The sequence below is a fragment of the Prescottella sp. R16 genome, from assembly GCF_030656875.1.
Lineage (GTDB): Bacteria > Actinomycetota > Actinomycetes > Mycobacteriales > Mycobacteriaceae > Prescottella.
Map to the genome: position 1 here is coordinate 2,206,354 of NZ_CP130943.1, position 19,580 is coordinate 2,225,933.

17 protein-coding genes are annotated in these 19,580 nt (G+C 70.2%); 7 read left to right on the top strand and 10 right to left on the bottom strand.

Annotation, left to right across the window (positions count from 1 at the left end):
• The first annotated feature begins 25 nt into the window (after window positions 1-25).
• Window positions 26-649 carry a hypothetical protein gene (locus tag Q5696_RS10410; protein ID WP_305095044.1) on the top strand — a complete coding sequence of 208 codons (624 nt, stop codon included), beginning with the start codon at window positions 26-28 and terminating at the stop codon, window positions 647-649.
• Between the two features lie 98 nt (window positions 650-747).
• On the opposite strand, the gene Q5696_RS10415 is transcribed toward Q5696_RS10410, so the two are convergent.
• The 3 genes from Q5696_RS10415 to Q5696_RS10425 are packed head-to-tail and all read right to left on the bottom strand — an operon-like array spanning window position 748 to window position 2,413.
• A complete protein-coding gene (locus Q5696_RS10415; RefSeq protein WP_305095045.1) occupies window positions 748-1,551 on the bottom strand; it encodes a hypothetical protein in 804 nt (267 codons plus the stop codon).
• Between the two features lie 32 nt (window positions 1,552-1,583).
• Complete coding sequence (locus Q5696_RS10420; protein ID WP_305095046.1) at window positions 1,584-1,940, bottom strand: hypothetical protein; 357 nt, start codon at window positions 1,938-1,940, stop codon at window positions 1,584-1,586.
• Window positions 1,937-2,413 carry a hypothetical protein gene (locus tag Q5696_RS10425; RefSeq protein WP_305095047.1) on the bottom strand — a complete coding sequence of 159 codons (477 nt, stop codon included), beginning with the start codon at window positions 2,411-2,413 and terminating at the stop codon, window positions 1,937-1,939. Before Q5696_RS10425 ends, Q5696_RS10420 begins: the two co-directional genes overlap by 4 nt.
• A gap of 337 nt (window positions 2,414-2,750) precedes the next feature.
• On the opposite strand from Q5696_RS10425, the gene Q5696_RS10430 reads away from it, so the two are divergent.
• On the top strand, window positions 2,751-3,548 hold the full coding sequence (locus Q5696_RS10430; protein WP_305095048.1) for a GNAT family N-acetyltransferase: 798 nt from the start codon (window positions 2,751-2,753) through the stop codon (window positions 3,546-3,548).
• A 10-nt stretch (window positions 3,549-3,558) separates the two neighbouring features.
• Here Q5696_RS10430 and Q5696_RS10435 read toward each other — a convergent pair whose 3' ends face one another.
• Window positions 3,559-3,963, bottom strand: a complete 405-nt coding sequence (locus Q5696_RS10435) for a hypothetical protein (RefSeq protein WP_305095049.1) — start codon at window positions 3,961-3,963, stop codon at window positions 3,559-3,561.
• A 39-nt stretch (window positions 3,964-4,002) separates the two neighbouring features.
• Between Q5696_RS10435 and Q5696_RS10440 the strand changes: the two genes are divergently transcribed.
• The 5 genes from Q5696_RS10440 to mgtE are packed head-to-tail and all read left to right on the top strand — an operon-like array spanning window position 4,003 to window position 8,819.
• Entirely contained in the window at window positions 4,003-4,686 is a 684-nt protein-coding gene (locus Q5696_RS10440) for a histidine phosphatase family protein (RefSeq protein WP_305095050.1), read from the top strand.
• Between the two features lie 39 nt (window positions 4,687-4,725).
• On the top strand, window positions 4,726-5,319 hold the full coding sequence (locus Q5696_RS10445; protein WP_305095051.1) for an Rv2134c family protein: 594 nt from the start codon (window positions 4,726-4,728) through the stop codon (window positions 5,317-5,319).
• Window positions 5,316-6,122, top strand: coding sequence for an Rv2133c family protein (locus Q5696_RS10450; protein WP_370654915.1), 807 nt, complete (start codon window positions 5,316-5,318; stop codon window positions 6,120-6,122). Before Q5696_RS10445 ends, Q5696_RS10450 begins: the two co-directional genes overlap by 4 nt.
• A gap of 46 nt (window positions 6,123-6,168) precedes the next feature.
• Window positions 6,169-7,413, top strand: a complete 1,245-nt coding sequence (gene mshC, locus Q5696_RS10455; protein ID WP_305095053.1) for a cysteine--1-D-myo-inosityl 2-amino-2-deoxy-alpha-D-glucopyranoside ligase — start codon at window positions 6,169-6,171, stop codon at window positions 7,411-7,413.
• Between the two features lie 47 nt (window positions 7,414-7,460).
• On the top strand, window positions 7,461-8,819 hold the full coding sequence (gene mgtE, locus Q5696_RS10460) for a magnesium transporter (protein WP_305095054.1): 1,359 nt from the start codon (window positions 7,461-7,463) through the stop codon (window positions 8,817-8,819).
• A 3-nt stretch (window positions 8,820-8,822) separates the two neighbouring features.
• Here mgtE and Q5696_RS10465 read toward each other — a convergent pair whose 3' ends face one another.
• From Q5696_RS10465 to Q5696_RS10490, 6 genes are all read right to left on the bottom strand, one after another.
• Window positions 8,823-10,028 (bottom strand): Nramp family divalent metal transporter, encoded by a 1,206-nt coding sequence (locus Q5696_RS10465; protein ID WP_305095230.1) that lies wholly within the window; start codon window positions 10,026-10,028, stop codon window positions 8,823-8,825.
• Window positions 10,029-10,164: 136 nt separating this feature from the next.
• Window positions 10,165-11,022 carry a glycoside hydrolase family 19 protein gene (locus Q5696_RS10470; RefSeq protein ID WP_305095055.1) on the bottom strand — a complete coding sequence of 286 codons (858 nt, stop codon included), beginning with the start codon at window positions 11,020-11,022 and terminating at the stop codon, window positions 10,165-10,167.
• A 272-nt stretch (window positions 11,023-11,294) separates the two neighbouring features.
• The gene (locus Q5696_RS10475) at window positions 11,295-15,458 is read right to left on the bottom strand and encodes a TIGR02680 family protein (protein ID WP_305095056.1); all 4,164 of its coding nucleotides are present in this window, start codon (window positions 15,456-15,458) and stop codon (window positions 11,295-11,297) included.
• A 13-nt stretch (window positions 15,459-15,471) separates the two neighbouring features.
• Window positions 15,472-16,917, bottom strand: a complete 1,446-nt coding sequence (locus Q5696_RS10480) for a TIGR02678 family protein (protein ID WP_305095057.1) — start codon at window positions 16,915-16,917, stop codon at window positions 15,472-15,474.
• The gene (locus Q5696_RS10485; RefSeq protein WP_370654916.1) at window positions 16,914-18,359 is read right to left on the bottom strand and encodes a TIGR02677 family protein; all 1,446 of its coding nucleotides are present in this window, start codon (window positions 18,357-18,359) and stop codon (window positions 16,914-16,916) included. The genes Q5696_RS10480 and Q5696_RS10485 overlap by 4 nt, the downstream gene beginning before the upstream one ends.
• 73 nt (window positions 18,360-18,432) lie before the next feature.
• Window positions 18,433-19,530 carry a helix-turn-helix domain-containing protein gene (locus Q5696_RS10490; protein WP_305095059.1) on the bottom strand — a complete coding sequence of 366 codons (1,098 nt, stop codon included), beginning with the start codon at window positions 19,528-19,530 and terminating at the stop codon, window positions 18,433-18,435.
• Window positions 19,531-19,580: the final 50 nt, after the last annotated feature.

Here is a 19,580-nt window from a genome sequence, read left to right on the forward strand (position 1 = left end):
GATGGAAGCGACAGGTGCACGGTTCGTGGACGGAGCAATTCAGGTAGACGGCTACCCCGACGCGGTGAAGATTGCCGCTCTACCTCCAGACCTACCGGCGGATGCATCGAAGCGACTCGCAGACCTCGCCGCGCACATACAGGACCTCGTCTTCGCGAGTAGGGCGGCGGCCAGGCTCATCAACGAAGGGGGCGACCCGCCGCTCGTGCGTGACGCGCTCTGGCGATCTGCAGTTGTCGCATTCTGGCGCTGCTTCGACAAGACTTCAAAGCGGAGCCCCCTGGACCCGGCCGAAATCTACGGGGACGGGTTACCGCGCGAGGCGCACGAGTTCGTTCGAAAGCTCCGTAACAAGGGCATCGCCCACGACGATCGGATCTTCACCTCCTACGTACTTGGCGCCGTGATCGGACCCGATACAGAAGAGCGGAAAGTTATCGAGATCCTCTTTCATGGACTACAGGCCCAGGCCTTGACGTCTCCGATGCTGGTCAACTTCAAATTGCTGACGGAGGAGGCTCTTACCTGGGCGGACACGGAGTTTCAGAGCCAAGCCAGCCAAGTAGTGGTTCGCATGCGGTCAATGTCCTATGAGCAACTGCTCGCCTTGCCTGCTCTGTCGATCACTCCTCCCCAGGTGCTTGCGTGAGGCGGCTATCTCGCGCCATCCGAGGGCGCCGTTGTCGTTCCCGAGTGGGCAGCGCCCCCATGTCCTAGTTTCTTGGTCTTCAGGACATCCACTGGCCCTCAGCGAAGCTGACCGTGAACTCCGTCTGGGATCGTCAATGTGAATGCGTCCAAACAGATAGGTGGAAGCCCGAGTGCGTTCCGCACGTGGTGGAGAAGCACCTCACGTTCATGCAGTGTTCTATGCTTGTACGCCTTCACGGCATCACGCGAGCAGTGTGCAGCCTCCGCGGCTGTCGGTGACTCGTTGTCTTGCACGTGCACACTTTCCGCCACGTACCCGTTGGCGAACTCTTCCAGGAACCGGATCTGTACCATGAGCTGCTGGTAGGTCCAGCGAAGCATCTGAGCTGCGTAGCAGGGCTCCTCGTCCGCGACGAATTGGAAGAGGTCGATCGCACGGTTCAGGGCTGCGAGCGCTTCCTCGACCTCCAAGACAAGGTCTATCGGCGGTGGATTCTCCTGAACGAGTCTCTCCCGCGCAGACTCAGGGCCATCCCAGCTCCGGGCAAACGCGACCGATGTCTTCGTAGCCCGATCGACACGCGTGTCGAGCTCTGTTGCCGCCGTCAAGATCGCGGCCGCGGCGTCAACGGTTTGCTCCCGGATCCAGTTCCGTCGTTCCCGTTCCTCGGCAGCGAGGATGGTCTTGTCGACGCCATCGGCGCTGGCTCTCACCGAGCTGGCGACGTTCGCCGCCGCTGCTTCGATAGATCTGTCCGCATTGACTTCTGCAGCTGCGATGGACTTGTCTGCATTGTCGCTGATCGTCTTGACGTTGCGATTGTTGATGTACAGCGCAATGCCGCCTGCGATCAGTGCCGCGACGATCGGCGCCAAGGTCTTCGTCAACTCGAACCACATACACACATCCTTGGGTACTCGCCGAGGCCGTTCTATTCGGTGGCCTTGGGGTGCCCGGTGCCCGCTGCTTTGATCCACAGGGTGCGGCGGGCTGTGTCGACGAGGTACCAGAGGCGTCCGCTGGCGGTGACCTCGTATTGCCACTGCTCCATCACAGTCCCGCCGTGGGCGGCGGTGGCGAGGGAGCCTTTGAGCTGGTGGTGCCGCGGGGTCGGTGCGGGAGTGTCGGTGCGGGAGCGCAGCTCGTTCCAGGCGGTGAGGGTGTTCGCCGGCGCCTGCTGGCACAGCGCATCCCAACCCTTGACGGCGTCAGTGGTGGCGAACCGCAGCTCCCACCCGCCGGCCGGGTCTGCGGGCGGGGCGACCCGGTCGCCGCGTTTCGGGCTCACGAAGCGCCCGGCGCGGGGACAGCACCGAGGTCCTCATCGGTATCGGCCGCGAGGATCGCCGCCAACTCGGGGTCGGCCAGCACCTCCGCGGTGTGCCGCCAGGCCTCGATAACCTGCACCACCGGGGCTGGGTTGTCGAGCGATTCCGCCGCCCGCAGTGTCGCCACCAGCTCGACGACGAACTCCTGCACCTCTTCGCGGGAAAGGAACGCCACCCACGGGAACACTTCGGGCAGCACCTCGGTAACCAACTCCCGCGCCCTCGGATCGCGCTGCATCAACGCCACGAACATTCGTGTCGTCACAGACGCTGCAGTGTGCTCGAGTTCGGCCCGCGCCGCGGTGGTTAGTACCAGGTCCTCGGCGTCGCGGCGTCGCACCCGCAGCGACTGGGCCGGTGAGCGGCGCAGCCGCTCGACTGTCGCTTTCCCCTGTAGCTGCAGTTCCGAGAATGTCACCTCATCCACACTCATACATTAAAAGTACTTCTAAAGTGGCGATCTGTCGAGCGGTCGGTGCCGCGATCGGCTGCAGTCCCCGCACGAGTCGGTGTCCAGCTGAACCTGTCAGCACGCCAGGCAGACGTTGGGCATGAGCATGCACGGAGTAGGAGTGCGCTGGATGTGACTACACGCGGCCGTCTCATTTCCTTGGTAGCGGGACGGTCCATGCTGGCGTTGATACGGGACGGGTCGTTCCAGCTCGCCGCGTCCCAGAACTTCATGTCGAAACTGCGTGTCGAAAGGTGGTGCTGGAACAGTTTCCAGCGCATTCGTCGACTCGAGGTGCTTGCTCCGTAGGGTGGTCGACATGTTCGACGACACCACGCGTGGCCGCATTCTGGACGCGATGGAGCGCAACTGTGCGTCCCATGCGAGCCACCTGCATCCGTCGGTGGCGGGTGCCCGTGTCCTCGACAGCGGTGATCTCGTGGTGGCCGACAGCGGGTTGGCCGACGATACGTTCAATCTCGTGTGCCGGGCCCGGTTCACCGAGGCGACCGCCCGTGCGCGCGTCGACGAGGTGATCGCGATGGCCCGAACGGTCGACAGGCCGTTCTCGTGGTGGGTTGCGCCGACCTCGACGCCGGCGGACCTGGGAACGATCCTGCGAGAGCGTGGGCTGTCGGCGTCGGAGACCGAAGAGGCGATGGTCGCCGTGCTCGCCGATGTGCCGCCGGCGCCGGCCCGCGACGAACTGACCGTTGTCGTCGTGGACTCGGTGGAGCGCCTGTGTGACTACGCCTCGTTGGTGGCCCGGAACTGGAGTCCGCCGTCACCGGAGGTGGTCGAGTTCCACGAACGCGCCGCCCACGCGATCCTCGCCGACGACTGCGCGAGCCGGTTCGTCGTCGGATACCTCGGCGACGAACCTGTCGCCGGCGCCGAGGTCCACTTCGACTCGGGCCTGGCCGGCCTGTACGGCGTCGTGACCCTCGACGCGCACCGTCGTCAGGGCTTCGGGACAGCGGTCACATTGACAGCCCTGGATATCGCCCGGTCGCGGGGAACCACCCACGCGGTACTGCAGGCGTCCGCCGACGGCGCACCCCTGTACGAGAAGATCGGGTTCACGACCATCGGCACCTACACCGAATACGCGGTGTGAGAGCGACCGATCACGCCCCGCCCGACAGCGAGTAGGTCACGTACTTCCCGCTCCATTCGAGGAACGCGCTCGTCGTCGCCTGCCCCCGGATCTCGTCGTTCTGCCACTGGTACACGTCGTGTCCGGGCGGCAGACTACCGACCCGCTCGAGCGTGTAGCGGTCGCGGTGGGCGGGGGAGCGGCGTCCGGCGATCTCGTCGAGGCTCATCGGCGGAGTGCCACCGAGCAGATACGTCCGGCCCAACGAGGAGATCTGTTCCGGCGGCGAGAACACGTTCAGGCTCCGGTACAACACCGCGAGATACAGGTACCCGGCCACCACGGCGAGCGCCAGTAGCAGCCCGCCCACCCGGACGGCCCGCCTCGTGTTCCTCGCTGCCCGGGTTCTCGCCGACACCCCCACCGACTCCTCCATGTCCCGATCATGTCAGCACGGACGCATAGGCTGGCATGCATGACGGTCATTCTGTTGCGTCACGGCCGCTCGACGGCGAACACGTCCCGGACGTTGGCGGGCCGGTCGTCCGGTGTCGCGCTCGACGATGTGGGGGTCGAGCAGGCGAAGGCGGTGGTGGAGCGGTTGGCGGGGGTGCCGGTCGAGGAGATCGTGCATTCGCCGCTGTTGCGGTGCGAGCAGACGGTCGCCCCGCTGGCCACCGATCGGGGGCTCGAGCCGCGGGTCGAGGAGCGTCTCGTCGAGGTCGACTACGGGCAGTGGACGGGGCGTGCGCTGCAGGAACTCGTCGAGGAACCGTTGTGGAAAGTGGTGCAGCAGCACGCATCCGCGGCCGTGTTCCCCGGCGGGGAGGGAATCGCTCAGGTGCAGGCACGGGCCGTTGCTGCGGTCCGCGAACACGATCGGCGGCTCGCCGACGTCCACGGCCGGGACGTGGTGTGGGTGGCGTGCACGCACGGCGATGTGATCAAGTCGGTGCTGGCCGACGCCGTCGGCTCCCACCTCGATGCGTTCCAGCGGATCGTCACCGAGCCGGCGTCGATCAGCGTCGTCCGCTACACCGACGTCCGGCCGTACGTGCTGCGGATGAACGACACCGGCGGCGACCTCGCCGGACTGGGCACCCCGCCGCGGCCCGGCGACACGGCGGTGCCCGGAGGCGAGGTGGGGCATGGTCGGTAGGCGGATAATGAAGCGGTACGCATAGTTCGAGGAGGTGCAATGTCACGCGCGATCCACATTTTTCGCACCCCCGATCGCTTCGTCGCGGGAACGGTCGGTGAACCCGGCGAACGGTCGTTCTATCTCCAGGCTGTGCACGATGCGCGGGTGGTGAGCGTGCTGCTCGAGAAGCAGCAGGTGCAGGTGCTCGCCGACCGGATGGGGTTACTTCTCGAGGAGGTCCACCGTCGTTTCGGTACCGCGGTGCCACCCGAACCCGGTGAGGTCGGCGACCTCAGCCCCCTGCTCACCCCACTCGACGTCGAGTTCCGGGTCGGCACGATGGGCCTCGGCTGGGACGCCGAAGCGGAGGCCGTCGTCGTCGAACTCCTCGCCGTCAGCGACACCGAGTTCGACGAATCCGTCGTCCTCGACGACGCCGAGGAGGGGCCGGACGCGGTGCGGGTGTTCCTGACCCCGGTGCAGGCCCGCGAGTTCGCGTTGCGTTCCGAACGGGTCGTGGCCGCCGGCCGTGCCCCGTGCCCCCTGTGCGGGGAACCGCTCGGCGCGGGCGGGCACGTGTGTGTCCGCACCAACGGGTACCGCCGCATCGCCGGATTCGACTCCACCGTCGAGTTCGGGGAAGAGCTCTGACCCCGGTGCCGGGCGGCGTTCTCGTGGACGGGGAACTGACCGTCGTCGGACGGATCGTGCACGCCAGCAACGCCACCCTCGTCTGCGACGTGTCGAACGACGACGAGACGCTGCGCTGCGTCTACAAACCGGTCCGCGGGGAGCGTCCGCTGTGGGATTTCCCGGACGGCACCCTCGCCGGCCGTGAGATCGCGTCCTATCTGATCTCCGAGGCACTGGGCTGGGGTGTCGTCCCGCACACGGTCCTGCGCGACGGCCCGTTCGGCCCGGGCATGGTGCAGCGCTGGATCGACACCCCGGACCACCGCCCCGAGACGGGGGACCGAGCCGACCTGGTCGACATCTGCCCACCCGACGCCGTCCCGCAGGGCTGGATCGAGGTGCTCCGCGCCTACGACGCCGACGACAACGAGGTGTCCCTCGTCCACGCCGACGATCCGCGGCTGCACCGGATGGCGGTCCTCGACGTGCTGCTCAACAACGCCGACCGCAAGGGCGGCCATGTCCTCGAAGGCGTCGACGGCGCGGTGTACGGCGTCGACCACGGCATCTGCCTGCACGAGGAGAACAAGCTGCGCACCGTCCTGTGGGGGTGGGCCGGGCAGCCGATCGGCGACGACCTGCTCGCCGACATCGACACGTTCACCGGGACGCTCGACGGTGACGCGTTCTCGACCCGGCTCGCCGAGCACATCACGCTCCGTGAGGTAGAGGCCCTGCGCGAGCGCGCCAAGACATTACTGGCGACGCCGGTCATGCCGCTGCCCGAGGGGCCGCGCACCATTCCGTGGCCGGCGTTCTAGACATCGCGCGCACGCCCGGAATCTCCCGTCCACTAGGCTCGCTGGCATGCAGTCTTGGTCCGACACCGCTGTCCCGTCCGTGCCCGGTCAGGGCCCTGCCCTCCGGCTGTACGACACCGCGGATCGGCAGGTGCGCCCGGTGACACCGGGGGCGACGGCGAAGATGTACGTGTGCGGTATCACCCCGTACGACGCCACCCACCTCGGTCATGCGGCCACCTATCTGACGTTCGATCTGGTGAACCGGATCTGGCGGGACGCCGGCCACGACGTGCACTACGTGCAGAACGTCACCGACGTCGACGATCCGCTGTTCGAGCGGGCCGACCGGGACGGCGAGGACTGGGTGGTGCTCGGGATGCGGGAGACCGCGCTGTTCCGGGAGGACATGGAGGCGCTGCGGGTGCTGCCGCCGCGCGATTACATCGGCGCCGTCGAATCGGTGAACGAGGTCGTCGAACTCGTCGAGAAGTTCGTCGCGTCCGGGGCCGCGTACATCGTCGACGACGCCGAATATCCGGACGTGTACTTCCGTGCCGATGCGACGCAGCAGTTCGGGTACGAGTCCGGCTACGACCGGGCCACGATGGAGCGTTTCTTCGCCGAGCGCGGCGGCGACCCGGAGCGTCCCGGCAAGCGGGATCCGCTCGACGCCCTGGTGTGGCGGGCGCAGCGTCCCGGTGAGCCGTCGTGGCCGTCGCCGTTCGGCCCGGGCCGGCCGGGCTGGCACATCGAGTGCGCGGCCATCGCCCTCAACCGGATCGGTTCGGGTTTCGACATCCAGGGCGGCGGCTCCGACCTGATCTTCCCGCACCACGAGTTCTCCGCGGCGCACGCCGAATCCGCCAGCGGCACCGACCGTTTCGCGCGGCACTACGTCCACACCGGGATGATCGGCCTGGACGGCGAGAAGATGTCGAAGTCCCGCGGCAACCTGGTGTTCGTCTCCAAGCTGCGCGGTGAGGGCGTCGACCCGGCCGCGATCCGCCTCGGCCTGCTCGCCGGGCACTACCGCACCGACCGGGCCTGGACCGCGGACCTGCTCACTGCCGCGCAGGACCGGCTCGCATTGTGGCGCAAGGCCGCCGCCCTCGAATCCGGCCCGTCCGCCGAGGACACGATCGCCCGGCTGCGCCAGCATCTCGCCGACGACCTCGACACCCCCAAGGCGCTCGACGCGCTCGACGGCTGGGCCCGCCGCGCCGTCGACCACGGTGGCCCGGACGCGTCCGCACCGGCCGGATTCGCGAGCGCGGTGGATGCGCTGCTGGGTGTCGAGCTGATCGGCTAGCCGGTGCAGCCCAGCGCTTCGTCGCGGATCTGGTTATGGTGCACGCGATGAGCCGAATCGAGGTGTCCGACGCCGAGTCCCGTGTCCGTGTCGTCGAGCGTGCGGTGGCGGATGCGGACCTGCCGACGTTGACCACGACGGTGGCCGACTGGAGTGCCGTGCAGGTGGTGGAGGTGCTCGAGCGGCTCGACCACACGCAGCGGGCGGTCCTGTACCGGGTGCTGCCGAAGGATCGTGCGCTCACGGTGTTCGAGTCGTTGCCGCCGACCCTGCAGCGGGATCTGCTGGACGGGTTGCGGGACGACGACGTCGCCGCGCTGTTCGCGGGGCTGGATCCGGACGACCGGGTCGAGTTGCTCGACGAGTTGCCGGCGGCGGTTGCGACGGCGCTGATGCGGGGTCTGCCCGACGAGGAGCGCACCCTCACCTCGGTCGTCCTCGGATATCCGTCCGGGTCGATCGGACGCCGGATGAGTCCGGAACTGGTCACCACGCACCCGGAGTTGACGGTGGCCGAGACCCTGGAGCGGGTGACGCGGCGCCTCGACGACGCCGAAACCGTGTACACGGTGCCGGTGACGGACGGTGAGCGGACGCTGCTGGGGGTGGTGAGTCTGCGGGATCTGCTGCGGGCCGCACCGGAGACGCGGATCGCCGACATCGTGCAGCCCGCGGAATGGGTGCACGCCACCGACACGGCGGAGGATGCGGCCCGGTTCTGCGCGCAGGTGAAGCATTTGGCGGTGCCCGTCGTGGACGCCGAGACCCGGCTGGTGGGGATCGTCACGATGGACGACGCGCTACGGCTGCTCGAGGACGCCGACACCGAGGACCAGGCGCGCATCGGCGGTACCGAGCCGCTGCGTCAGCCGTACCTGACGACCCCGGTGCGGCGGATCGTCCGGTCCCGGGTGGTGTGGCTGCTGGTCCTCGCGTTGGGCGCGACCCTGACGGTGCAGGTACTCGAGATCTTCGAGTCCACGCTCGACGGGGTGGTGACGCTGGCGTTGTTCGTGCCACTGCTCGTCGGTACCGGCGGCAACACCGGGAACCAGGCGGCCACGACGGTCACCCGGGCGCTGGCGTTGGGGGAGATCGGGTCCCGGGACGTCCTGAAGGTGGTGTTGCGGGAATTGCGGGTGGGCCTGTTCCTCGGGGCCCTGCTCGGTGGGATCGCGTACGTCCTGGCGGGCGCTATCTACGGCTACGACATCGGTCTGGTGATCGGGTTGACGTTGCTGGCGGTGTGCACGATGGCCGCGACGGTCGGCGGCATGATGCCGCTGGTCGCGCGGGCGGTGCGCGCTGATCCGGCGGTGTTCTCCAACCCGTTCATCACCACGTTCGTCGATGCGACGGGCCTGATCCTGTACTTCCTCATCGCCAAGGCCGTCCTGGGGCTGTGACGGTCAGGCGGCCCCGGTCGCCGTCAGCCACAGCAGCGCGACGTTGAGCGCGATGATCAGGCCCGCGCACGCCCAGGCCGCGACGGTGGTGGGACGAGCATTGGTTTCCGGGCCCATGACGTCGGTGTCGGCGGTGATCCGCACGAGCGGGATCAGCGCGAACGGGATGCACAGACTCAGCACCACCTGGCTGACGACGAGGGCCAGGGTGGGGTCGATTCCGATGCCGAGGACGATCAGTGCCGGGATCAGTGTCACGACGCGCCGCGCGAACACCGGTATCCGCACGTGCAGCAGCCCGTGCATGATCTCGGAGCCGGCCGCGCAGCCGACGGACGTCGACGCCAGCCCGGACGCGAGCAGGCCGATACCGAACACGATCGCGACCCCGGGCCCGAGTGCGGCCTGGATCGCGGCGTGCGCGCCCTCGATGGTGTCGGTGCCCGGCACGCCGCGCAGGGCGGATGCGGCGAGCAGCAGCATGCCGATGTTGACGCTGCCGGCGACGACGAGTGCGCCCGTGACGTCCCAGCGGGTGATCCGCAGCAGTCGGCGCAGCCGCGGGCCGTGTCCGGCGGCGCCGTGCCGGTCCCGGGCGAGCGCCGAGTGCAGGTAGATCGCGTGCGGCATCACGGTCGCCCCCAGCATGCTCGCGGCGAGCAGCACGGTTTCGGTGCCTTGGAAGCGGGGCACGAGTCCGGCGACGGTGTCCGGGCCGGAGACGTCGGTGAAGGCGAGGCCGGCGAGGAACCCGATCGTGACGATCGCCAGCAGGCCCAGGACGACGAACTCGAACGTGCGCTGTCCGCGCCGGGACTGGATCGACAGGATCACCATCGACACGACGCCGGTGATCAGCCCGCCGAGCAGCAGCGGCAGCCCGAACAGCAGGTGCAGGGCGATGGCGCCGCCGATCACCTCGGCCAGATCGGTCGCGGCCGCCATCACCTCGGCCTGCACCCAGAACGCCCGCCGGGAGGTGGGGCGCAGGCGGCGGCCGAGCATTTCCGGCAGGGACCGTCCGGTGACCAGGCCCAGTTTCGCGGACAGGTACTGGATGAGAACCGCCATCGCATTGGCGACGACCAGCACCCAGATCAGCAGGTATCCGTACTTCGCGCCCGCGGTGAGGTTGGCGGCGACGTTGCCCGGATCGACGTAGGCGATCGCGGCGACGAACGCCGGACCCAGCAGGGCCACGGAACGCAGACCGCCCCGCGGGCGGTGCGGGGCGGGTGCGGCGATCTCGGTGCTCACGAAACTCCACGGGTGCGTCGGGAACAACCGACCACCGGTTATTCGATAGTTCGCACTATAGAGTTCGGGTCACCGAACATTCAAGCTGTCAGTGCAGGACGCCGAGCGCGCGCTGGAAGCTGTCGATGCGCTTGAGCAGTCCGTGCGTGCCGCCGTTGACGATGCGCGACACCTTCTCGATGCTGCCGCTGTCGGAGACGGCGTTGAGGTTGCGGGACTGCCAGTACCAGGCCGCGGTCTCGAACGCGTTCTCCGGCGTCGCCATCAGCTCGGGGTGGGCCACGAAGTCGACACCGAGGTAGTCGCTCACGCTCTGGTAGTTGTGCCGGCCGGTGACCTGGATGGCGCCGCGGCCCTTGTAGCGCTCGCCGTCGCCGGGGGCGACGTTGCCGAGATCGGCGCGGCCTTCGTAGGCGCGACCGGAGGCGTACTCCTCGAACGTGCGGAACGAGTCCGATTCGACGACGAGCTGCGCGATGAACGCGGCCTTGCGCAGCGGGGTGTCGATCGCAGCCTTCGCGAGCGCGTCGTTGAGCGGCTGGACGTACTGTGCGAGCCTGTCCGGCGACACCTGCGGGACGATCTGCACCAGCTCGTCGAGGGTGACCGAGGCCGGGTTCGGCGCGGGAGCCGGCGGGGGCTCGACCGGTGCGGGGGCCGGAGTGGCGATGTCCTGGGCGACCGGCTCCGAGGCCGGCGTGGTCGCGGGCAGGTCGAGAGCCTTCAGCAGGCCCGCGGACTCGAGGAACTGCACGGGGGCAGCCAGCGGGGCGGGCACGGCGGCCTCGGCGGGCTGGGCCTGGGCGGGCAGTGCACCTGCGACGGCGGAGCCGACCCACAGGCCGGCGGCGGCCAGGGTGGCGATGCCCGCGGCGCGGGTCCGGGTCATGAAACCGCAGCGGGTGGTCGACGTCTGGTCGAAGGTGTTCGTACGCGAATCGTTCAAGGTTCGTGCTCTCCAACTTCGGGCTGCAGACGGGGCAGCCTCCGAACGTGTTCACCGGTACAGTCGAGAGAGGTTGTTTCGATCCGACCGTGTGGATAACTCGGTGATCACGACAAGGTCACAACCAGGTAACAGCTGGATCGCTCAAGATCGCAACCTCGAGAGGTTCATGTCACAGAATGGTGACATTGTGAGCCGGATCACCTAGGATGCGCGGCGTGTGACGCCGGCCACCGATCCGTGAGACGTGGTGGCCGGCGCGATGCGGAGGCTCAGGCGGGAGCGAACTCGAGTCCGCCGTCGACGGTGGTCGGCACGCGACGCCGCATCGGCGACCCCAGTGCGTGGGCCAGATTGCTGCCGTCGTGCTCGGCGAGCAGGCCACCGCCCGACCACACCAGCAGGGCGGCGCCCACCGTCTGCTCGGCCGTCGAATGCGCCAGATCGTAGTGCGCGCACCCCGGCACCCCGGCGTACGTGATCCACAGGTCGTAGCCGGTCATGAACAGATCCAGATCGAACTGCACGCTCAGACCCAGCAGCTCGCTGCGGCCGTTGTCGTCGACACCGGCGAAGGCCTCGTCGAGACCGAGGAGGCGCGGGGAATGCGGATCCGCCGACGACAGCATCACGTGCGCGGCCGCGAACAGCGGAAGGTGCAGCGACACCGACTGCTCGCCGCCCGAGAGGGCACTGTGCCGGGCGACGGTGAGCCGGTCCTCGCTGCCGTCGCCGCCGATCAGGGTGAACGAGAACACCCGCCACCGCCGGTAGTCGAGCGCCGACGCGAGGATCTCCGGGTAGGACCGCTCCGGGTGCGCGGCCCGCGCCGTCCGCACCTGCGCCGCGAAATGCGCTCGGACGGACGCCAACTCGTCGCCGGACAGGGCCGACGGGGCGCGGTCGAGCAGCTTCGACACGGCGCGGGCGTTGGCGTCGAGGTTGTCGGCCAGCACCCAGTGCACCCCGATCGTGGAGCCCGACGACATGTGCCGCTCCCGCATCTCGGAACCCATCCGGGCGATGAGATCACGGGCGTCGGCAGTGCGCTCGTGGATCTGCTGCGCGAGGCCGGTCAGCAGCGCGTCCTCGAGGATGCGGCGCTCCGAATCCGTCAGCAGCACCTCCTGATCCTTGCGTGCCGCGCTGATCCGGGTCGCGAACTCGCCGATCGACGCGTACCCCTGATCGTCCTGCACCCGGACGACGGTGAGCCCGTCGGGTGCGTCCCACTGCAGCCGGTAGTCCTGGCCGGCCGCGGCGAGCTGCGCGTCGAAGTCCTGCAGGGCCGCCGTCAGCGCCGACCGGGTCGCCTTCCGGGCGTGCTCGCTGGTCTTGACGTCGGCGGTCGCCGTCTCCAGCGCCCGCTGCAGGGCTGCGACGTCCGGCGGCAGGATCGGGGCGTCGACGTCGCCCTCGGTGACGATCCGGTACACCAGCTGTTCCGCGGTGAGCCACGCCGCGGAACTCTGCGGCCAGCTGTGGTGGGTCGGCACCCCGAGCAGATCGAGCAGGTCACGCCGCGCGTACGGGGCGAGGCGGTCGGCGTCCGCCCGGGTCTCGGTCAGCGCGGCCCGCAGTGCCTCGACGGCCGCAGTGTGCGCGCCCTCGGCCTTACCGATCTGTTCGACGGCCGCGTCGTACGCCTTGCGGGCGGCCCGCTGCTCCGTCTTGCACACCTCGATCCGGGACCGGGCCTGCTCGAGATCGGCGTCGATCTGTTCGGCGCTCGCACCGAGAGCGTCCCGCAGCGTCTCGAGCCGGGACAGCTGCCGCGTGTAGTTCTCCTCCGCGACGGCGGCCTCCTCGACGAACTCCTCGGTGTTGTCGCGGGCCTCGTCGAGGCGTTCCTCGGCCTCCCGGTGGAGTTCGAGTTCCTTCTCGTGGTCGCGGCGGGCCCGCAACAGCTGCTCGCCCTGCCCTTCGAAGTGCCGGATCGCGGCCGCGAGGGCGTCGACGTCCCGCGGCTCGGACGACATCCGGTGCGTGGCGGCGACCGCGCGGAGCTGTTTCTCCTTCGCGGTGTGGTCGGCGATCGCGTGGTCGAGTTCGTCACCCGCACCGGCCGTCGCCTCGGCCCGTGTGCGCAGCGCGCCCGCCGCCTCGGTGAGCTTCTTGAGCGCGGCGAACACCCCCGATGTGCGGGGCAGTGCCGTCGCAGCGGCCGCGAGCCGGTCCAGCACCGCGGCCGTCTCGGCCTCGGTGTCCTTCGCTGCGGCGAGGGCCTCCTCGGCGGCGGCGATCTCCTCGTCGAGTTCGGTGAGCCGGGCGGCGCGCCGCCGCTCCCGCGCGGTGGTGCCGATGTATTCGGCGTGCGCCTGCACGTGCCGGCCGTGCTGGACGCCCTGCCGGTAGCGGCCGTCGACGGTGACGCCCACCTCGGCGGCGGCGTCGTCGGCGGGATTCAGGGCAACCGACTCGAGGATCGCCTGCACGACCGGTTCCGGCACCCCGGCATCGGGTTCCACCGCGAGCACCGACGCCAGGGTCGGGCCGTGCGGTCGACGCTCGGTCGGCAGCGGCACCAGGAACTGCTCGGACTCGGTCTCGGGCAGAGGGCCGTCGGGCACCCACGCGTCGAGCAGGTTCGCCGCCGCCAGCGCGGATTCGATACCGGCCGCGTCCTCGGCGGACACCCCGTCCGCGAACCGCACCAGCCGCCACAACGGTGCCCCCGACAGGCCACTACGGTCACCGGTGCGGAACGGCACCGCGGCCGGGGCGTCGTCGTGTTCGGCGGCGACCCGGCCGCGGTCGGCGCGCAGCGCGACGATCCGGTCCCGCACCGCTGCCTGCTCGGCGACGGCGTCGCGACGGACCCCGCGCTGCTCGTCGAGCGCCGACTGGGTCTGCTCGTGCAGCACCGACGCCAGGGCAGGGGCGTCGTCGTCGCCGGCGTGCGCGAGCGCGGCGTCCAGCGCGGTGAACGTCTGTGCGGTCACCCCGACCGACGCGTACTCGGCCGAGTGCTCGGTCCACCAGGCGCGCAGCGCGGCCGCGCAGTCGGCGCGCGCCAACTCCACCGACGCCTCCGCCTCGGCGACCGCGGTGCGGGCGGCGTCGAGCAGTTCCCGGCCCCGATCCGCGGCCCGGTCGGCGCGGGCGCGTTCGGTGCCCGACTTGTCGACCGTTGCGAGCGCGGCCCGCACCGCCCGGACGTCGTCGTCGCGTTCGGTGGCCAGACCGCGGACGGTCGTGGTGATCCGATCGGCCCGCGCATCCTGCGGCAGCGGGGTCCACGTGATCCCGGCCTGCTCGGCGGCCGCGGCCAGCTCCTCCTCGGCGTGCACGAGGGCGGTGGTCGCCCGGCGCACCGACTCCGTCGCACGGGACGCCTCACCGGTGCGCTGCTCGAGCGTGGCCTGCGCCTTGCGGGCCTTGTCGGCCTGCTGCGCCGTCGACACCTTCAACTGTTCGACGGCGGCCGCGAGGTCGTCGAGCTGTTGTTTGCCCTCGTACGCGCCCGACCGTTGCAGTGTGTCGAGGTCGGCGCGGGCCTGCTCGAGCGCCCGCTCGGCGGCGGTGAACCGGTCCTCGGCGAGCCGCCGCTCCTCCTGCCGTTCGGCCTGCCGGGCGACCGCATCGTCGAGGACCGTCTTCGCCCGGTCCACCGCCTCGAGGCGACGCGACACCTGCTCGACGTCGGTGCGGGCCTGCTGGGCCAGGTACTTCGAGTACACGGTGACGAAGCTCTGCGCGGCCCGGTCGGCGGCGGCCAGACCCTCGAGAGCGCGGCCCACCTCCTCCATGTCGCTGAACGAGCGGGCCGCCTCGAGCACGAGCTGGTCGTCGAGGGGGCGCAGACCGTCGGTGAGGGCCTGCGACAGGCCCTTCGGGTCGAGGTTCTTCGCGAGCTGCGGGCGGCGCAGCGTCAGGATCAGGTTGATCAGCTGCTCGTAGCGTTGCGCGCCCAACCCGAACAGGCGGGCGTCGATCGCGGCCCGGTAGTCGACGGGGCGGTCGGTGACGGCGTCGCTGCCGAGTTCGTCGGTCAGCTGCTTCTTCGTCAGCGGCCGGTCGTCGCCGTCGAGGAGGGAGAAGTCGACGCCGACGCGGCCCTCGGCGACGAAGTACCAGCGGGTGACCTTGTCGTTCTGCCGGGTGGCGCGCATGCCGATACCGACGGTGACCGCCTCCGGATCGTCCTGCGGGCCGCGGCAGAACTCCATCCACACGTACGAGTGCGCCGAATCCTGCCCGCGGTACAGCAGATTCGACTTCATCGTCCGCTCCTCACCGGCGAACGGGTTGAGCCGGCGCGGCTCGATACGGCCGTCGAACACGAACGGGAACAGCACCTCGAGGGCCTTCGTCTTGCCGGACCCGTTGGGGCCGCGCAGCACCAGCCGCCCGTCGGCGAAGGAGAACTCCTGGTCGCGGTAGTCCCACAGGTTGATGATTCCGGCGCGGGTCGGCTTGAAGCGCGCAGATGCCATGTGAAGGATGCCTCTACTTCTCTACGGAGTTCTCGGGGTCGGTCGCGGTGCCGGGCTCGGACACCGGGTCCTCGGATATCGGGTCCCGGAACAGTTCGGGCTGGGCGCTGCGTTCGCGGACGGTGACGACGACGCCACGGAACCGGGCGATCGCCGGCAGCACCAGGACGCCACCGGGTTCCCCGGTGACGACGCGGACCAGGTCCAGGCGGTCCAGCAGGGTGACGGCCGCGCGGCGCAGCCCGTCGGGGTCGGCCTGCCACTGCGCGGCGAACGTGCGCCCGAACTGGTGGGCCAGTTCGGTGACGGTGCCGGCGATCCACTCGTGATCGAGCAGCGGATACCGGGCCGGGTCGGGACCGGCCTCGGCCTCCGATGCCGGGTCCGCGGCCGGGGGTGGGTCGTCGTCGGCGAGCTGCTCGAAGATCCCGGCGGACGGGACGGCGCCGTCGAGTTCGTCGATCAGCATGTCCTGCGCCGTGGACGGCAGCGGCAGTGCCGGCAGCTCGGGCGCGTCGAGGTCGAGGACCCGGTCGGCCATCTCCCCGGCGAGGAGCAGCGCCACCTGGGAGACGGTGCCGGTGCTCGGGAACCGGATGTCCGACAACCGCCCCGACGTGTCGATCATCGCGATGCCCTCGGCGCGGCGTTCCGCGGCGAGGCCGGTGAGCCGTTCGACGGCGGCCGCCGTACCGGGCAGCGCGAGCTGCAGGCGTTCGTCGTCGGTGAGGTCGTCGGCGTAGACGACGGGCCGCTGCACCAGTGCCCGGCGCATCCGTCGTGCCGTCTCCCGCGGATCGGTGGTCCGGTAACCGCTCGCACCCGGATCGTCGGGGTCCGGGGCCGGTGCGCCGGCGAGCAGCGACCGCACCGACGTCACGTGCTGCAGGGCCCGTGGCGGCCGGAACAGGGCCACCACGACGGACCGGTCGATGTCGTAGAGGGCTTCGCCGGCATCGGGATTCGACGCCCAGCGGCCGGCGTCGCCGTCGGCCAGGACGATCGCGCCGCGCGCGGCGAGCCAGCCGACGGCGTCGACGAACGCGTCACGGTCGGTGGACCGGTCGGTCGACAGCTCCACGCCGGGGATCCGGGTGGCGTCGGCGGCGACGTGATCGGCCAGCTCGGAGAGGGTGATCTGGTTGCCGGCGCGGCCGAGCGCGGCCAGCGCGAGCGCCAGGTAGGCGTAGCGGTGCCGGTCGAAGGTGCGATCGGTGGTGGTGCGGGCCGGGGTGCCGGGCCCGATCCGGTCGGGGACCGTGAACAGCCGGGCCGTGGTCTCGGTGACCTCGAGCCGGTACCCGAACAGCTCGAGGAGGTCGTCGCGCAGTTCGGTGGCCCAGCGCCGCACCAGCGGTAGCGCAGTCCGGTCCGGATAGGACTGCGTCACAAGATGGTTCGACAGGACGACGCGGGCCGCCCGCTGATACGAGTCGAGGTCGAGGGGGGAGACGGTCACTTCACACTCACCTGCAGTCCGTCGAGGTACAGCCGTCCGCGGGCCGTCTGCACGACCGTCGGCTCGGTGTGCGGGCTCAGCGTCAACCGCACCCCGCTGTCCGCGCCCGTCGAATCGGAGACCGCGCCGCTCACCGGGACCCGGGCCGTCAGCGCGGCGTTGAGCAGGCTCAGCAGCACGTCGGTCTCCTCGGTGTCCAGCACCCGGTCGTACGCGCCGTGCGCGGCGAGCGACGACGCCGCCACCGCCCGCGCCCGCTGCGCGGACAGCTGTCCCTCCCGCAGCCGCCGGATGCCGCCCTCGTTGCGCTGCACCTTCGACGGCATGCCGGGCGACGCGGCCCGCCCGGTCTCGGCGAGGGTGCGGGAGATCTCCACCGGTGTGGCGTCCCACCACGACCGCGACTCGGGAATGATGTCGGCGTCCGGGTGCACCGAGGACAGGTGCCGGGGCCGACCCAGATCGAAGACCAGCTCGAACAGGGTGTGCGCCGACTCCTCGGTGGGCGTCGCGGCGAACCATCCGGCCAGGTGCCGCAGCTGGCTTTCCCGGCTCACCCCGCCGCGGCGGGTCTCGGTGACCCTGCGCAGCAGTGACAGTACCGCGGCGATCGCGCTCATCGTGCCCTCGCGCAGCCGTTCCGACTCGCTCGGGCCGGCGGCGGCCACGAACCACTGGGCCAGGCCGGACCAGCGTGCCCGCCAATCGGATTCGCGTTCCTCCCGGGTCAGGAACACTCGCTCGTCGCTGGTGGCGGCCCGGGCGATCAGCTCGTCGACGCCGGTGTCCTCGACGGTGGCGATGGCCTCCGCCAGCTTGGGGGCGTACCGGGCCAGGTCGGAACTGAACTCCTGCATGTGGCGCAGCAGCGCGTCCTTGTGGGCGAGGAACGCTTCGGGGGTGATCTCGGTGGTGCGGACCAGATCGCCGAGCATGAGATAGAACTGTGCGGCGCGGGCCGCCATGTCGGTGAGCGTCGCATCCAGGCGGGACAGCTTGCGGTAGATCAGGTCGGCGTCGCCGCGGCGGTTCGCGGCCGCGAGTTCCTCGAGGTCGGCGAGCAGGTCCGGCAGTGTCAGCCGGGACAGCGTCGCATCCTCGAGCCGGGCACCGAGGACGTCCTCGACGGCCCGGAACGCCAGGTAGCCGGCCTGTCCGAACTGGTACACGAAGTGCCGGTTGCGGTAGTCGGCGAGGGTTGCGGCCCGGCTGCCGTCGTAGCTGCGTTCGAGCACCCCCCACGTGTGCAGTTGCTCGAGCAGGGGAGTGATCTCCGCGGCGGTGAGCCGGCCGGCGTCGTCGTCGGCGATCCGGCCGAGGATGTCGGCGACGTCACCGGCGTGCAGCAGGACGACATAGTTGGCGCGGGCGGTGTCGAACGCGCGCAGCACCCACAGGTACTCGGCTCGTTTCTCGGCCGTCGTGAAGGAGAACAGCCGCAGCCGGTCGTCACCTGAATCGCTCACCGGGACAGCCTAGGGGGCGGGGCCGACACCCGTGCACACCCGCCGGTCGTCACCGGGCTCGCCGGACGGGACGCCGCCACGCGGTCTCGTCGGTGGTCATGGTGGTGAGCAGGTATTCGGCGGCGTCCGGGTGCCGGAACGGGCCGGCGACGAGGTCGGCGTACGCGTGCGACGGTGCGACGCAGCGCAGTCCGTCGCGGTACTGCAGGCGGTCGAACACGACGGCCGACCACGGCGTCGCCACCACGATGTCGGCGGTGGCCGCACCGGCCCCGGTGTCCGTGGGGCGCAGGTCGAGGGCGGCGGCGAACGCGTCGACGTCGTCGGCGTACACCTCGAGGACGGTGGGGGCGGCGTAGTCGGTGGCGCCGATGCCGGTGACCGCGTACCCGAGATCCGGTGCGGCCGAGGCGAGTCGTTCCCGCAGGTTGTCGATCCCGCCGGGGGCGGCGAAACTCCGTGTGGGGCAGGGTTTGCGGTCGGCGGCCCAGGCCCGCAGCATGTGCGGCCAGTGGACGTCGGTGACCGGGCCGCGGGGCAGGCGGGTGATCAGTTCGCGTTCCTGGAGGACCTCGACGACACGGTATGCGGCACCGGTCGACGCCCCGGACAGTTTGATGAGGTCGGGGACCGACATCTCCCCGGCGTGGTCGGCGAGGGCGCGCACGACCCGCTCGGACGGTTCGCCGGTGAGGACACCGGACGGGCGGCCCGGCCCGCGCCACGGGTCGGCGTCCGCGCCGCGGTTGCGCACCCAGATCGCCGGCCGGTCCGCGACCAGGGCGACGTTGCCGGTGGCGTCGGCGTAGGAGATGCCGTGACCGTCGAGTTGCCGGCGCACCGGATCGGACAGGTAGTGGGCGCACACGAACGCCCGGTCGCTGTCGGCGAGTTCGGCGACGATGCGGGCGACGTCGCCGCTGAGAACGCCCTTGGGGGTGCTGATCGCGTAGGAGACGCTGTCGCCGTCGGGGGCCGTCACCAGCAGCCGGGCGGGGGCGGCGGGGGAGCGGGGCCGATCGGAGGAGATCGACCAGCCGGGCGGGAGGTGCGTCTCGAGCCATGCCACCGCCCGTCGGTAGATGTCGATCGCGCGTTCGGGGCGGGGATTCGGGGAATCCGAGGGCGGGGAGGCGGCGCTGGTCACGATTCCAGGGTAGTCGCTCGGTGGTGAACGGAACCGAAGGAAAAGCCGAA

What these genes read in the sequence shown, in the direction of transcription:
- Q5696_RS10425 (WP_305095047.1), bottom strand. Translation starts at nt 2,413, where the DNA reads ATGAGTGTGGATGAGGTGACATTCTCGGAACTGCAGCTACAGGGGAAA.
- Q5696_RS10415 (WP_305095045.1), bottom strand. Translation starts at nt 1,551, where the DNA reads ATGTGGTTCGAGTTGACGAAGACCTTGGCGCCGATCGTCGCGGCACTG.
- Q5696_RS10440 (WP_305095050.1), top strand. Translation starts at nt 4,003, where the DNA reads ATGACGGTCATTCTGTTGCGTCACGGCCGCTCGACGGCGAACACGTCC.
- Q5696_RS10475 (WP_305095056.1), bottom strand. Translation starts at nt 15,458, where the DNA reads ATGGCATCTGCGCGCTTCAAGCCGACCCGCGCCGGAATCATCAACCTG.
- Q5696_RS10430 (WP_305095048.1), top strand. Translation starts at nt 2,751, where the DNA reads ATGTTCGACGACACCACGCGTGGCCGCATTCTGGACGCGATGGAGCGC.
- Q5696_RS10435 (WP_305095049.1), bottom strand. Translation starts at nt 3,963, where the DNA reads ATGGAGGAGTCGGTGGGGGTGTCGGCGAGAACCCGGGCAGCGAGGAAC.
- mgtE (WP_305095054.1), top strand. Translation starts at nt 7,461, where the DNA reads ATGAGCCGAATCGAGGTGTCCGACGCCGAGTCCCGTGTCCGTGTCGTC.
- Q5696_RS10445 (WP_305095051.1), top strand. Translation starts at nt 4,726, where the DNA reads ATGTCACGCGCGATCCACATTTTTCGCACCCCCGATCGCTTCGTCGCG.
- mshC (WP_305095053.1), top strand. Translation starts at nt 6,169, where the DNA reads ATGCAGTCTTGGTCCGACACCGCTGTCCCGTCCGTGCCCGGTCAGGGC.